The sequence below is a fragment of the Curtobacterium sp. MCJR17_055 genome (assembly GCF_003224335.1).
Classification (GTDB): domain Bacteria; phylum Actinomycetota; class Actinomycetes; order Actinomycetales; family Microbacteriaceae; genus Curtobacterium.
The window spans coordinates 50,910-64,723 of sequence record NZ_QKLF01000001.1 but is presented as its reverse complement, the minus strand read 5'-3'; the positions used below and the strand labels follow the sequence as shown (position 1 = coordinate 64,723).

Sequence of the window (13,814 nt, the reverse complement as noted above, 5' to 3'; positions counted from 1 at the left end):
CTGCCCATGGCCGGAGGCACCAAGTCGACCACGCGCTCGCGCGCGTCCTCGTCGTCGACCCGTGGAAGCGGGGCGCGCGGGACGACGCGCACCCAGGCGACGACGAAGAAGCTGCCGCAGGCTGCACCCACGCCGGTGTTCCGTGAGCAGAACCCGCTCGTGACCGCGTGGATGGGCGTGGCGCACGGCGTCGGCGCCGGTTTCCGGCTGCTCGGCAAGGAGTCGCTCGAGAAGGACCAGCGGCGCGACGGGTTCCCGTTCCTGCTGTTCGTCCTCGCGGTCCTCGGCGCCGTGGTGGAGTGGCTCAACCCCACGAACCCGGTGTCGATCGGGCTCGACGCCTACACGTTCGGTGGCCTGTTCGGGCGCCTGGCGTTCGCGCTGCCCGTCATCATGGTCGTGTTCGCCGGCTGGCTGTTCCGGCACCCGGCGTCCGTGCACGACAACACCCGGATCGGGATCGGCCTCGGGCTGATGCTCGTGTCGATAGCTTCGCTCTGCCACGTGTTCGGCGGACAGCCGAGTGCCGCGGACGGCATGCCCGCCCTGGCCGCGGCCGGCGGCGTGCTCGGATGGGTCGTCATCGGCTGGCTCGTCGCCGTCGCGACCGCGTGGGTCGCGGTCCCCGTGGCGGTGGTCCTGCTCGCGCTCTCGCTCTTCATCATCACCAAGACCCCGCCGAACAAGCTCGGCCGGCGGCTGCACGAGCTGTACGCGTACCTGTTCGGCGCTCCCGGCCCGGCCGCCGAGGCACCCGTCGCCGAGGACGACACCGCGCCGGCGACGAAGCCGACCCGCAAGCGGAGCCCGAAGGGGCAGTCGCAGGACTTCCCGCTGTTCGAGGACCTCGGGTTCGACGAGGACGGCACCCCCGTCGAGGACGGCGCCGACGGGCACCTGCCGTGGTGGCGCCGCAACAAGTCCGGACGCGAAGAGGACCCGGCGTACGACAGCCCCGTCATCCCGCCGACCGGTGTCGCGCCCGCAGCCGTCCCGGCCCCGGGTGCCGCGGCCGGTCTCCGCGACCTGACGCCCGCCGAGCCGGTCTCGGTCAACCTGAACGACTCGGTCGAGCAGGACGTCGCCGACGACCTCGACCGCGCGGAGCAGGCACTGCGCGACTTCGGGTCGCCGGCGCCGGCGTCCCCGACGGAGGCGTTCCGTCCGGACCGTGACGTGGCCGCTGCCGTCGCCACGGGCCTCCCGACCGGACCGGCGCCCGTCGCTCCGGCGAGCGTCCCCGTCGTGTCGGCGGAGTCGGACCTCGGCGACGTCGGCGTGGACGACGAGCCCGAGGGTCTGCCGCCGGTCGCGACCGAGGAGGACCCGGCGCACCCGTACCGGCTGCCGGCGGCGACGACACTGAGCCCCGGCACCCCCTCGGTCGCCCGCAGCCAGGCGAACGACGAGATCGTCGCCGCCATCACCGGCGTCCTGACCGAGTTCAAGGTCGACGCGAAGGTCACCGGGTTCTCCCGCGGCCCGACGGTCACGCGGTACGAGATCGAGCTCGGCCCGGGCGTCAAGGTGGAGCGCGTCACGGCCCTGTCGAAGAACCTGTCCTACGCGGTCGCCTCGAACGAGGTCCGCATCCTCTCGCCGATCCCGGGCAAGAGCGCGATCGGCGTCGAGATCCCGAACACCGACCGCGAGATCGTCTCCCTCGGTGACGTCCTCCGGTCGAGCGCGGCCACGAAGTCGAAGCACCCGATGACCATCGGTGTCGGCAAGGACGTCGAGGGCGGCTTCGTCGTGGCGAACCTGGCGAAGATGCCGCACCTGCTCGTCGCGGGCTCCACTGGCTCCGGCAAGTCGGTCTTCATCAACTCGATGATCACGTCGCTGCTCATGCGCGCGAAGCCGTCCGAGGTCCGCATGGTCCTCGTCGACCCGAAGCGCGTGGAGCTGTCGATCTACGCCGGCGTCCCGCACCTCATCACCCCCATCATCACGAACCCGAAGAAGGCGGCCGAGGCGCTGCAGTGGGTCGTGAAGGAGATGGACATGCGGTACGACGACCTGGCGTCGTTCGGCTTCCGGCACGTCGACGACTTCAACAAGGCGGTCCAGAACGAGGAGATCGTGCTGCCGGCCGGCAGTGAGCGGAAGCTCAAGCCGTACCCGTACCTGCTCGTCGTCGTGGACGAGCTCGCCGACCTCATGCTCGTCGCCCCGCGCGACGTCGAGGAGTCGATCGTCCGCATCACCCAGCTCGCCCGCGCCGCCGGCATCCACCTGGTGCTCGCGACGCAGCGCCCGTCGGTGGACGTCATCACGGGCCTCATCAAGGCGAACGTGCCGTCGCGCATCGCCTTCGCCGTCACGAGCGTCACGGACTCCCGCGTCATCCTCGACCAGCCCGGCGCCGACAAGCTCATCGGCCAGGGCGACGGCCTGTTCCTGCCCATGGGGTCGTCCAAGGCGGTCCGCGTGCAGGGCGCCTGGGTGCAGGAGACCGAGGTCGCCGAGGTCGTCCAGCACGTCACGCGACAGGCCCAGCCCGAGTACCGGCAGGACGTCGCGGCCGTGGTCGAGCGCAAGGAGATCGACGCCGACATCGGCGACGACCTCGAGCTGCTGTTGGCGGCCGTCGAACAGGTCGTCTCGACGCAGTTCGGTTCGACGTCGATGCTGCAGCGCAAGCTCCGGGTCGGCTTCGCGAAGGCCGGGCGGCTCATGGACCTCATGGAGTCCCGCGACATCGTCGGGCCGTCCGAGGGGTCCAAGGCACGTGACGTCCTCGTGACGGGGGACCAGCTGCCCGCGGTGCTCGCGAAGCTCCGGGGCGAGGAGCCGCCGGCAGCGCCCGCCGCCCCCGCCGCGGCTGGGTCCACGCACCCGGCGGAGGGGTCCGACGACCGGTACGGGGACGACCCGGTGGCCGGCATGACACGTGGGTACGATGAGGTGGACGGCGACACCGACGAGGACGCCTGGGGCCTGACGGGCAGGGAGTGAGACCATGACCGCCTCCGACGGTACGACCAACCGGTTCCCGTGGCGCGGCCGGATCCTGCGGAAGGGTCCCGGCCCCGCGTCGACCGCGAACGTCGCGAACATCATCACCGTGGTGCGCATCCTCATGGCGCCGCTGTTCTTCGTGCTGCTCCTGGCGGATGCCGGTGCGGACGGGCCGGTGCGCATCTGGGCCGCGGTGCTCTTCGTCGTGGCGATCGTCACCGACAGCGCCGACGGCATCATCGCGCGACGCCAGGACCTGGTCACCGACTTCGGGAAGCTCGTCGACCCGATCGCCGACAAGGTCCTCATCGGCGGCGCCCTCGTGGCCCTCTCGATCCTCGGAGAACTGCCCTGGTACGTGACGGTGCTCATCATGGTCCGTGAGATCGGCATCACCGTCTTCCGGTTCGCCGTGCTGTCCGACCGGGTCATCCCGGCCAGCCGCGGCGGCAAGGTCAAGACCGTGCTGCAGGCCGTCGCGCTCACCCTCGCGCTGTTCCCGTGGTGGCACCTGGTCGGCGACCTCGCGCACTGGGTGAACGGCGTCTTCATGGCGGCCGCCCTCGTGGCGACCGTGGCGAGCGGTGTCGACTACCTGGTGCAGGCGTGGAAGCACAACCGGACCCCGGCGTGACCGACGCCGACTCCGGCGGTCACGCAGCGGCACTCGTGGCGGCCCTGACCGCACGCGGCGAGACCGTGGCGGTCGCGGAGTCGTTGACCGGCGGACTCGTCGTGTCGGAGCTGGTCGGCGTCCCCGGGGCGTCGGCCGTCGTGCGCGGCGGTGTCGTCGCCTACGCAACGCCCGTGAAGGCGACCGTGCTCGGTGTCGATGCCGACCTGCTCGCCGAGCACGGCGCCGTGGACCCCGAGGTGGCCCGCCAGATGGCCGCGGGTGTCCGGATCGCGCTGGCCGTGGACGGCGTCCCCGCGACCTGGGGGATCAGCACGACCGGCGTCGCCGGACCGGATCCGCAGGACGGCAAACCGGTCGGCACCGTGTTCATCGGGATCGCGAGCGCCGAGCGCGCCGCAGCGGTCGAACTCCACCTGGACGGGGACCGCGGGGCAATCCGCGCGGCGGTCGTCTCCGAACTCCTGGCACGTCTGCGATCCAGACTCCAGGGCGTGGAATAGCGGGCGTGACCGTCAGGTTACATCTCACGCAATCTCCAGCAGGACGGCAGCCGCACTGGCTACCATGCTGCAACCGGCAACCTCAGGGTCGCCGGACCCGAGCTCGGTCATCCGGATCGAGCGGGCGCGGAGATGACAGGAAGGAGGAGTTCTCATGGTTCTCGTTCGTCAGGAGATCGGCGACGTGCTGCGGGACTTCCGCTTGCAGAAGGGCCGGACCCTCCGTCAGGTCGCGTCCAAGGCCAGTGTTGCCCTCGGGTACCTCAGCGAAGTGGAGCGCGGTCAGAAAGAGGCCAGCTCCGAGATCCTCGCTTCTGTGGCGGACGCCCTCGACACCCCGATCTCGACGATCATGCGCGAGGTGGGCGACCGCCTCGCAGTGGTCGAGGGACTCACGCGTGTCCCGGACACGCTCCCGGACGAGCTCGTCGCCGAGTTCGACAACGACCTCGCGGTGCGCTGACCCGTACCGCTCGAACGCCCCCGTCGGTCCGCCGACGGGGGCGTTCCCCGTTGTTACGCTGGTCCGATGCGGGTGAGTGAGTTCTGGCGAGCCGTCGACCAGGTGTTCGGGGACGCGTACGGAGCGGTCGTGTCCCGGGACGTCGTGCTCGAACAGCTCGGAGGCCGGTCGGCCGCCGACGCGCTCGCAGCGGGCGTCGACGCGCGTGCCGTGTGGGACGCCCTCTGCGACTCGCAGGACGTCCCGCTCGAGCGTCGGCACGGCAAGGGACTGCAGGAGCCGCGCGACTGAGTCCGCGGAGGATGGGAACGTGTGTTCGGCGTGTCGCTCGAACACGTGTTCGGTGGGTGCTACGTTCCTCCACAGCGACGTCGACCGGGTGTCCCATCCACGACCTCCGCTCCTGACGGCAGGGATGTCGGTGGGCGGCCGTAGGTTCGAGGACATCGGAACACGTCCGAAGCCTTGTCGCAGAACGAGTGGCCTTGCACCATCGGCCGGTCCGGACGCGACAGCCTACAGGCGGCCGTCATCAGCACGAAGGAGCACCCCATGCCATCACCAGTAGACCGCGAGAAGGCCCTCGAGACTGCTCTCGCCCAGATCGACCGTCAGTTCGGCAAGGGTGCCGTGATGCGCCTCGGGACGGATGAGCGTGCCCCGGTGGCCGTCATCCCCACCGGTTCCGTCGCGCTGGACGTCGCGCTCGGGATCGGTGGGCTCCCGCGCGGACGCATCATCGAGATCTACGGGCCGGAGTCCTCCGGCAAGACCACGCTGACGATCCACGCCATCGCGAACGCGCAGCGCAACGGCGGCATCGCGGCGTTCATCGACGCCGAGCACGCGCTCGACCCGGAGTACGCCAAGAAGCTCGGGGTCGACATCGACGCGCTGCTCGTCTCGCAGCCGGACACCGCCGAGCAGGCGCTCGAGATCGCGGACATGCTCGTCCGGTCGGGTTCCATCGACCTCATCGTCATCGACTCCGTCGCGGCACTCGTGCCCCGCGCGGAGATCGAGGGTGAGATGGGTGACTCGCACGTCGGTCTGCAGGCCCGCCTCATGTCGCAGGCACTCCGCAAGCTCGCCGGTGGGCTGAACCAGACGCAGACCACGATGATCTTCATCAACCAGCTGCGCGAGAAGATCGGTGTGTTCTTCGGATCGCCCGAGACGACCTCCGGCGGTAAGGCGCTCAAGTTCTACGCGTCGGTCCGCCTCGACATCCGTCGCATCGAGACGCTGAAGAGCGGGACGGACGCCGTCGGCAACCGCACCCGGGTCAAGGTCGTCAAGAACAAGATGGCGCCGCCCTTCAAGCAGGCCGAGTTCGACATCCTGTACGGGGTGGGCATCTCGCGCGAGGGTTCGCTGCTGGACTTCGGCGTCGACCACGGGATCGTGAAGAAGTCCGGTGCTTGGTACACCTACGACGGCGACCAGCTCGGGCAGGGCAAGGAGAACTCGCGCTCCTTCCTCATCCAGAACCCCGAGATCGCCGCTGAGATCGAGGGCAAGATCCTCGCCAAGCTCGGCGTCGGCGGTGCGAAGGAAGCGGCGCCGGTCGACTCGATCGCGCCGAAGCTCGCGGAGCGCAAGGGCGCGTGACCGACCACGACGGCGAGGACCTCGCGCCGGTCACCGACCTGTTCGGTGCGAGGTCCCGCCGGCGCTCCGGCGGTGCCCGGCCCGGTGCCGGCGACGCTGGTGGCGCGGGTGTGGCTCCAGCGGACGCCCCCAGCCGGGCGGATGTCGGCAGCGATGATCCGGGTGCCGGTGCCGGTGCCGGTGCCGGTTCCGGACGGGAGCGTGTGCCTGCGGCTCCGCCGTCCGACGCCGACGCCCCGGTGCCGCTGCCCGTCCGCGGTGCGCAGGCGGCTTGGCTGTCCCCGGTCGTCGGCGACGGCTCGGGCCGGAGTGCTCGCGCTGAGCAGGACGGGTACGGCGACGAGGAAGCCGACGCGCAGACAGCGTCGGTCTTCTCGATCACCGGCGATGAGTTGGACCCGGCGGACGCCCCGCGGCCGCTCGACGAGCAGCGCGCCGACGCCGAGCGCATCAGCATGCGCGCGCTCAGCCGCCGCGGCGTGAGCACGTCCGAGCTCCGGGCGATGCTCAGCAAGCAGGACGCGTTCGACCCCGACGTGATCGAGCAGGAGATCGAACGGCTCACCCGCGTCGGGCTGCTCGACGACGTCGCCCTGGCCACCGACCTGGTGGACCGGATGCACTCGCGCAAGGGCCTGGGCCGGCAGGCGATCGTGGCGGACCTCCGTCGCCGCGGCATCGACCAGGCCGCGATCGACGCAGCACTCGACGCGGCCGCGGACGACGAGGACGACGAGTTCATCCGGGCGATCGAGCTCGCCACGAAGCGTGCGGGCCAGATGCGTGGTCTCGACCGTGCGACCGCCGAGCGGCGGCTGTCCGGGTTCCTCATGCGCAAGGGCTACAACGGCGGTGTCGTGCGGATCGCGGTCGAGCGTGCGCTCGACGGACCGCGGCGTCCGCCGACCGGAGGCCGCGGCACCGTCCGGTTCGAGTAGAGCGGCTCCGGTCCGGATCCGGCCGCTTTCCGGGGGGCGCCCGGTTCTACACTGGGACGATCATGGAGACCGTCGCCGCGCGCCCGCGTACCTACGAAGTGCGCACCTACGGGTGCCAGATGAACGTGCACGACTCCGAGCGGCTCAGCGGGTCGCTCCGAGCCGCCGGGTACGTCGCCGCGGAGGACGAGCAGGCCGACGTCGTCGTCATCAACACCTGCGCCGTGCGCGAGAACGCGGACAAGCGCCTGTACGGCAACCTCGGCCGGCTCGCGGCCGTCAAGCGCGAGCGCCCCGGCATGCAGATCGCCGTCGGCGGCTGCCTGGCGCAGAAGGACAAGGACGTCATCCTCGAGAAGGCGCCGTGGGTGGACGTCGTGTTCGGCACGCACAACATGGGCTCCCTGCCGACCCTGCTCGAGCGGGCCCGGCACAACGACGAGGCACAGCTCGAGATCCTCGAGTCCCTCGACGTCTTCCCCTCGACATTGCCGACCAAGCGGGAGTCGACCTCGAGCGGCTGGGTGTCGATCTCCGTCGGCTGCAACAACACGTGCACGTTCTGCATCGTGCCGTCCCTCCGCGGCAAGGAGCGGGACCGCCGGCCGGGTGACGTGCTCGCCGAGATCCAGGCCCTCGTCGACGACGGTGCGATCGAGGTCACGCTGCTCGGGCAGAACGTCAACTCCTACGGCGTCGAGTTCGGCGACCGTCAGGCGTTCGGCAAGCTCCTCCGCGCCACCGGGCAGATCGACGGCCTGGAACGCGTGCGCTTCACCAGTCCGCACCCCGCAGCGTTCACCGACGACGTCATCAGCGCGATGGCGGAGACGCCGAACGTCATGCCGCAGCTGCACATGCCGCTGCAGTCCGGCTCGGACCGGGTGCTCAAGGCCATGCGGCGCAGCTACCGGAGCGAACGCTTCCTCGGCATCCTCGACCGGGTGCGCGCCGCGATCCCGCACGCTGCGATCTCGACCGACATCATCGTCGGCTTCCCGGGCGAGACGGACGAGGACTTCGCGGACACCATGCGCGTCGTCGAGCAGGCCCGGTTCGCCACGGCCTTCACGTTCCAGTACTCGATCCGCCCCGGTACCCCGGCTGCGACGATGGACGGTCAACTGCCGAAGGAGGTCGTGCAGGAGCGGTACGAGCGACTCATCGCCCTGCAGGAGCGGATCACCGCAGAGGAGAACAGCGCACAGCTCGGGCGCACCGTCGAGGTCCTCGTGGCCACGGGGGAGGGCAAGAAGGACGACAGCACGCACCGCCTCTCCGGCCGCGCCGAGGACGCCCGCCTCGTGCACTTCGCGGTGCCGGCCCGGTCCGACGTGCCACGACCCGGCGACGTCGTCTCCGTCGAGGTGACCCGGGCCGCGCCGCACTTCCTCATCGCGGATTCGGACGCCCCCCTCCGCATCCGCCGCACCCGAGCGGGCGACGCGTGGGACCGCGCGCAGGCCGAGTCGTGCGGCGTCCCCACCCCTGCCGTCCCCGGTGCCGGACCACGTCCGGTGTCGCTCGGTCTCCCCACGCTCCGTGTCGGACGCTGACGGGCGCTCGGCGGACCCCGGGTCCCGGAGCGGTGCGGCGATCGACGGACCCGCCGGGCCGGGCGTCGGTCCGGGTGTCGGGAGCGACCAGGGCGCACCACTCGACCTGGTCGCCGGCGCGGACGTCGTCGCGGTGGTCGGGGCGACCGGCACCGGCAAGTCCGAGCTCGCCCTGGCCCTCGCCGAACGGCACCGTGCGCATGGCCGACGGGCGGAGATCGTCAACGCCGATGCCATGCAGCTCTACCGCGGTATGGACATCGGCACCGCGAAGGTCCCGGAGTCCGGACGTCGCGAGATCCCGCACCACCAGCTCGACGTGCTCGACGTCACGGACGAGGCGAGCGTCGCGGCGTACCAGCGTGACGCCCGCGCGGCGATCACGGAGATCACGGCGGACGGCGGTGTCGCCGTGCTCGTCGGCGGCAGCGGCCTCTACGTGTCGGCCGTGCTGTTCGACCTCGACTTCCCGGGGACCGATCCCGTGCTCCGCGAGCAGCTCGAGCGGGAGCACCGGGAGCTCGGGCCGACCGTCCTGCTCGACCGACTGCGAGCGCTCGACCCGGCCGCGGCGGCCGAGATCGACGCCCGCAACCCGCGGCGGTTGATCCGGGCCGTCGAGATCGCGAGCCGGTCGGACCGCGTCACCCCGAGCCTCCCGTCCGCGCCGCGCCCGTGGCGACCGGCGCACGTCCTGCACCTGCGGCGCGACCGCGAGCAGCTCGTGGCGGGCCTCCGCACCCGGGCCGAGCGCATGTTCGCCACCGGGCTCGTGGACGAGGTCGCGACCCTGCGGGACCGGGGACTCGAACAGGGCCGCACGGCGCCTGCCGCCATCGGGTACGCGCAGGCACTCCAGGTCCTCCGCGGGGAGGCGACGGTCGACCAGGCCGTGGAGGCGACGAGCATCGCGACGCGCAAGTACGCGCGACGACAGGTCTCGTGGTTCAAGCGGTACGCCGACGCCGGGACGACCCGGGTGAGCGCGGTGGACGTCACCGGCGCCGGGGCCGCGGAGCTGTCGGGACTGGCCCGTAGGATCATCCCGTGACCGAGCTGCACTTCACCAAGGGCCACGGGACCGGCAACGACTTCGTCCTGTTCGCCGACCCCGACGCGACGGTCGACCTGACCCCGGACCGGATCCGTGCGATCGCAGACCGGCGGTTCGGCGTCGGCGCCGACGGCGTCATCCGGGCGGTGCGGTCCGACGCGATCCCCGAGGGCCGAGCGGTCCTCGCCGAGGACCCGGACGCCACCTGGTTCATGGACTACCACAACGCCGACGGCTCGGTGGCCGAGATGTGTGGCAACGGGATCCGCGTCTTCGCCCGGTACCTGACCGAGGCGGGACTCGTCGACCTCGCCCCGGGACAGACCCTGACCGTGGGCAGCCGGAAGGGCCTCGTCGACATCCAACGGTCGTCGACGGGCTTCGCTGCCGACCTCGGCCGGTGGCGTCTCGGCATCGACGGTGGCGGGTCGGACGACGTCCTCGTCCGCGCGAAGGAGCTCGACCGCGCACGGCCCGGCCTCGGCATCGACGTGGGCAACCCGCACGTCGTCGTGGCGGTCGCCAGCGAGGAGGAGCTCGCCGGCATCGACCTGACCTACGTGCCGGTGCTCGACCCGGCTCCCGCTTCGGGCGCGAACGTCGAGTTCGTGCTCCCCGGCGACCCACTCGTCACGGACGGTGTCGGCGAGATCACGATGCGCGTGCACGAGCGTGGGAGTGGCGAGACGCTGTCGTGCGGGACGGGTGCGATCGCCGCGGCCCTCGCGACCCGGTACTGGGCGGGCTCGGCAGCGCCCGACACCTGGCGCGTCCGCGTTCCGGGCGGCGTGCTCACCGTGCGCATGTTCGCCGCGGAGGACGGCGAGCACGTCTCGCTCGCCGGTCCGGCGGAACTCGTCTTCTCGGGGGACCTCGCGGTCTGAGGCGGCCTGAGCCCGTCTGGGTCCGTCCGAGCTGGTCTGGGTCCGTCCGAGCTGGGCCGGGCCCGCCCGAGCTGATCCGGGCCCGCCCGAGCTGAGCTGGGCCGGGCAGGCCTCACCCGGCCCCGGTCACGCCGTCCGGTGCACCCGGATGACGCGGAAGCCCTTGTCGGTCGTCGCCCGCGTGACGGTGAAGCCCTCCGCCAGCGTCTGCTGCAACCAGCGCTGCAGGGAGTCCCCGCCGAGGTCCTTCGACACCACGAGCCAGGCGTCCCCGCCGACGGCGAGCCGGGGGATCCACGTGCGGAGGATGTCGTGCAGTTCGTCCTTGCCGACCCGGATCGGCGGGTTCGACCAGATCGTCCGGAACGTCGCGTCGGACGGGATGTCGGCGGGCAGACCCACCGTCACGTTGTCCGCTCCGGCAGTGGCGGCGTTGGTGCGCGCCAGGTCGAGGACGCGCTCGTTGACGTCGACGCCCCACACGTGGGCGTCGGGGGACTGCAGCGCCATGGTGATCGCCAACGGACCCCACCCGCATCCGACGTCGAGCAGGTCCCCGGTGGGCGCGGGCGCGGGGACGGTGCGCAGCAGCACGCTCGTGCCGCGGTCGATGCCGTCCGGGCTGAAGACGCCGGCGGCGGTGGTGAGGTCGAGCGTCCGACCGGCGAGCGTCACGCGGATCTGCCGCGGCCGCGCCGGGCTCTCCGGAGTGGCAGAGAAGTAGTGGTCGTTCGCCATGGAAGAACCGTACCGGGAACCCCGTGTGTCCAGAGGGCTCCGGAGGTACCCTGTGGACAGCATGACGGAATCCCATCAGCAGGACGAACAGACCATCCACGACGACAGCGCAGACGGTGTCGTCGAGCGGGTGCTGCGCAACGCCGACCGGCGCGCAGCATCCTCCATCTTCGCGCCGGCGCAGGCGATCCAGACCCGCTCGGTGGACGAGCAGGGCTGGGACGGCGACGGCGAACAGTACGACCGTGAGGACCGTGCGGCGCTGCGCCGCGTCGGCGGCCTCTCCACCGAGCTCGAGGACGTCACCGAGGTCGAGTACCGGCAGCTCCGGCTCGAGCGGGTCGTCCTCATCGGCGTGTACGCGCAGGGCGACGCCTCCGACGCCGAGAACTCCCTCCGCGAACTGTCGGCCCTCGCCGAGACCGCCGGTGCCGTGGTGCTCGACGGCCTCCTGCAGCGCCGACCGAACCCGGACCCGGCGACGTACCTCGGCAAGGGCAAGGCCCAGGAACTCGCGACGGTGGTCAAGGCCACCGGTGCCGACACGGTCATCGCCGACACCGAACTCGCACCCTCGCAGCGGCGCGCGCTCGAGGACGTCGTGAAGGTCAAGGTGATCGACCGGACGGCCGTGATCCTGGACATCTTCAGTCAGCACGCCACCACCCGCGAGGGCAAGGCGCAGGTCGAGCTCGCACAGCTCGAGTACCTGCTGCCGCGTCTGCGCGGTTGGGGTGAATCGATGTCCCGACAGGCCGGTGGTCAGGTCTCCGGCGGTGCAGGTATGGGCTCCCGTGGTCCCGGTGAGACGAAGATCGAGCTCGACCGACGCCGCATCCACACCCGGATGGCGAAGTTGCGCCGTCAGATCGCGTCCTTCACACCCGCCCGCGAGGCCAAGCGTGCCGACCGCGACCGCAACGACGTCCCGAGCGTCGCGATCGCCGGGTACACGAACGCCGGCAAGTCCTCGCTGCTCAACCGACTGACGAGCGCAGGCGTCCTGGTGCAGAACCAGCTGTTCGCCACCCTCGACTCGACGGTCCGGCGCACGGAGACGTCGAAGGGTCGCGAGTTCACCTTCACGGACACCGTGGGCTTCGTCCGGAACCTCCCGCACCAGTTGGTCGAGGCGTTCCGTTCGACGCTCGAGGAGGTCGGGAACGCGGATGTCATCGTGCACGTCGTGGACGGCTCCCACCCGGACCCGGCGGCGCAGCTCGCGACCGTCCGCGACGTGATCGGCGACGTCGGCGCGCGCGACATCCCGGAGGTCGTCGTGTTCAACAAGGCCGACCTGATCGACGACACCCAGCGCATGGCCCTCGTGGCGCTCGCGCCGGACGCCGTCTTCGTGTCGGCGCGGACCGGTGCCGGCATCCCGGACCTGCTCGCGGCGATCGAGGCTCGCCTGCCGGAGCCCGACGTCGAACTGACCGTCGTCCTGCCGTTCTCCCGCGGCGACCTGGTCTCGCAGCTGCACGACGCCGGCGCGGTCGAGTCCCTCGACTACGTGGCGGAGGGGACGCGCCTCCGGGTGCGGGTCTTCCAGCGGGAGGTCGCCGAACTCGACCCGTACGTGGTCGCGCCGGTCGCGTCCGTCTGACGCTGGTCCGCCGGACGGGAGGCGCGGTGCACGCTCGCACCGCGCCTCCCGTCCGGCGTCCCGCGGGACCGGGACGAGGGCGGCTGCCCGCACCGCCTTCGCGATGCGTGCGGCCGCCCTCGTCGTGTGTCGGGGAGTGGTGTCAGAGGGAGCGGAGGACCGCGACGACCTTGCCGAGGACCGTCGCGGCGTCGCCGAGGATCGGCTCGAACGCGGAGTTGCGGGGCAGCAGCCACGTGTGCCCGTCGCGCTGACGGAAGACCTTGACGGTCGCTTCCTCGTCGAGCATGGCGGCGACGACGTCACCGTTCTCGGCGGTCTGCTGTGCACGGACGACCACCCAGTCGCCGTCGCAGATCGCGGCGTCGATCATCGACTCGCCCACGACCTTGAGCATGAAGAGGTCGCCCGTCCCGACCAGCTGACGGGGGAGCGGGATGATCTCGTCGACGTGCTGCTCCGCGGTGATCGGGACACCGGCCGCGATGCGCCCGACCAGCGGCACGAGGGTGGTGGCGTCCACGTCCGGCCCGTCGGTGCCGGGCGCCGGCTCGTCGACGAGGACCTCGAGCGCGCGCGGGCGGTTCGGGTCACGACGGATCCACCCGCCGAGCTCGAGCTGTCCGAGCTGGTGCGAGACGCTCGAGAGTGACGAGAGGCCGGCGGCGTCGCCGATCTCGCGCATGCTCGGCGGGTAGCCCCGGCTGGCGATCGACGCGCGGATGGCGTCGAGGATCGACTGCTGCTTCGCGGTCAGCGGTTTCTGTCCGCGCAGTTCGTCCGTCACGTCTCGCCCTTCGTCGCGGTGGAACGGTGTCCGCGGGAATGTCGGTGGTGGCCGCGAGACTCGTTCCAGTCGCTCGAAA

General features: G+C 71.4%; 13 protein-coding genes. 11 read left to right on the top strand and 2 right to left on the bottom strand.

Going from position 1 to position 13,814, the window contains the following annotated elements:
• The first annotated feature begins 6 nt into the window (after window positions 1-6).
• The 10 genes from DEJ16_RS00305 to dapF all read left to right on the top strand — a co-directional run bounded on the left by DEJ16_RS00305 (window position 7) and on the right by dapF (window position 10,604).
• Window positions 7-2,958, top strand: a complete 2,952-nt coding sequence (locus DEJ16_RS00305; RefSeq protein ID WP_110823879.1) for a DNA translocase FtsK — start codon at window positions 7-9, stop codon at window positions 2,956-2,958.
• Window positions 2,959-2,962: 4 nt separating this feature from the next.
• On the top strand, window positions 2,963-3,595 hold the full coding sequence (gene pgsA, locus DEJ16_RS00300; protein WP_110823880.1) for a CDP-diacylglycerol--glycerol-3-phosphate 3-phosphatidyltransferase: 633 nt from the start codon (window positions 2,963-2,965) through the stop codon (window positions 3,593-3,595).
• Window positions 3,592-4,098 carry a CinA family protein gene (locus tag DEJ16_RS00295; protein ID WP_110823881.1) on the top strand — a complete coding sequence of 169 codons (507 nt, stop codon included), beginning with the start codon at window positions 3,592-3,594 and terminating at the stop codon, window positions 4,096-4,098. The genes pgsA and DEJ16_RS00295 overlap by 4 nt, the downstream gene beginning before the upstream one ends.
• Window positions 4,099-4,252: 154 nt before the next feature.
• Complete coding sequence (locus DEJ16_RS00290) at window positions 4,253-4,561, top strand: helix-turn-helix domain-containing protein (RefSeq protein WP_110823882.1); 309 nt, start codon at window positions 4,253-4,255, stop codon at window positions 4,559-4,561.
• A 66-nt stretch (window positions 4,562-4,627) separates the two neighbouring features.
• Entirely contained in the window at window positions 4,628-4,852 is a 225-nt protein-coding gene (locus DEJ16_RS00285) for a DUF3046 domain-containing protein (protein ID WP_110823883.1), read from the top strand.
• Window positions 4,853-5,113: 261 nt separating this feature from the next.
• Window positions 5,114-6,172, top strand: a complete 1,059-nt coding sequence (gene recA / locus DEJ16_RS00280; protein WP_110823884.1) for a recombinase RecA — start codon at window positions 5,114-5,116, stop codon at window positions 6,170-6,172.
• Window positions 6,169-7,110 carry a regulatory protein RecX gene (locus tag DEJ16_RS00275; protein WP_110823885.1) on the top strand — a complete coding sequence of 314 codons (942 nt, stop codon included), beginning with the start codon at window positions 6,169-6,171 and terminating at the stop codon, window positions 7,108-7,110. The genes recA and DEJ16_RS00275 overlap by 4 nt, the downstream gene beginning before the upstream one ends.
• A 62-nt stretch (window positions 7,111-7,172) precedes the next feature.
• Entirely contained in the window at window positions 7,173-8,666 is a 1,494-nt protein-coding gene (miaB, locus tag DEJ16_RS00270; RefSeq protein WP_110823886.1) for a tRNA (N6-isopentenyl adenosine(37)-C2)-methylthiotransferase MiaB, read from the top strand.
• Window positions 8,667-8,772: 106 nt separating this feature from the next.
• The gene (gene miaA, locus DEJ16_RS00265) at window positions 8,773-9,717 is read left to right on the top strand and encodes a tRNA (adenosine(37)-N6)-dimethylallyltransferase MiaA (protein WP_110824026.1); all 945 of its coding nucleotides are present in this window, start codon (window positions 8,773-8,775) and stop codon (window positions 9,715-9,717) included.
• Entirely contained in the window at window positions 9,714-10,604 is an 891-nt protein-coding gene (gene dapF / locus DEJ16_RS00260; protein WP_110823887.1) for a diaminopimelate epimerase, read from the top strand. The genes miaA and dapF overlap by 4 nt, the downstream gene beginning before the upstream one ends.
• A gap of 126 nt (window positions 10,605-10,730) precedes the next feature.
• Here the strand turns inward: dapF and DEJ16_RS00255 are convergent, their stop codons facing one another.
• Complete coding sequence (locus DEJ16_RS00255; RefSeq protein WP_110823888.1) at window positions 10,731-11,342, bottom strand: class I SAM-dependent methyltransferase; 612 nt, start codon at window positions 11,340-11,342, stop codon at window positions 10,731-10,733.
• Window positions 11,343-11,403: 61 nt separating this feature from the next.
• Between DEJ16_RS00255 and hflX the strand changes: the two genes are divergently transcribed.
• A complete protein-coding gene (hflX, locus tag DEJ16_RS00250; RefSeq protein ID WP_110824027.1) occupies window positions 11,404-12,948 on the top strand; it encodes a GTPase HflX in 1,545 nt (514 codons plus the stop codon).
• A gap of 142 nt (window positions 12,949-13,090) precedes the next feature.
• Here the strand turns inward: hflX and lexA are convergent, their stop codons facing one another.
• Complete coding sequence (gene lexA / locus DEJ16_RS00245; protein ID WP_110823889.1) at window positions 13,091-13,735, bottom strand: transcriptional repressor LexA; 645 nt, start codon at window positions 13,733-13,735, stop codon at window positions 13,091-13,093.
• Between the last annotated feature and the right edge of the window lie 79 nt (window positions 13,736-13,814).